This window comes from Gordonia sp. GN26, assembly GCF_054823965.1.
In genome coordinates, this window is the sequence record NZ_JSYC01000150.1 from 1 (window position 1) to 686 (window position 686).

The following is a 686-nucleotide window of genomic DNA, read 5'->3' on the forward strand; positions in this document are numbered from 1 at the left end:
ACGCCGGGTGCGGTCTGCAGGACCGACTCGATCTCCCCCAACTCGATCCGCTGCCCCCGCAACTTCACCTGAAAATCACTACGCCCCAAATACTCCAACTCACCAACACCAGACCACCGCACCCGATCACCCGTCCGATACAACCGCGAACCCAACCCACCAAACGGATCCGCCACAAACCGCTCCGCAGTCAACCCCGACCGAGACGCATACCCCCGAGCCACCTGCACCCCACCCAGATACAACTCACCCACCACACCCACCGGCACCGGCCGCAACCGCGAATCCAACACCCACACCGACACATTCGGCACCGCACGACCAATCGGCACCACCACCTCACCACCGACGACCACATACGACGTCACATCCACCGCAGCCTCAGTCGGCCCATACAAATTCACCACCCGCACACCAGGCACCAACCCCCGCAACCCCTCCACACCCGCAACACCCAACGCCTCACCCGAACAGAACACCTGCCGCAACGACCCCAACCCCACACCACCCGAACCACCCAGCGCATCGACAAACACCGACAACATCGACGGCACAAAATGACACACCGACACACCAAACCGCTCCACCACCGACGCCACATACCACGGATCCCGATGCCCACCCGGCTCCGCCACCACCACCGAAGCACCAACCATCAACGGCCAGAACAACTCCCACACCGACAC

General features: G+C 62.8%; 1 protein-coding gene. It reads right to left on the reverse strand.

What is annotated here, in order from left to right; translation table 11 throughout:
• Nucleotides 1–686 (reverse strand): AMP-binding protein (locus tag OK17_RS20650; protein WP_461418596.1); only part of this gene is annotated, 686 nt, incomplete at both ends.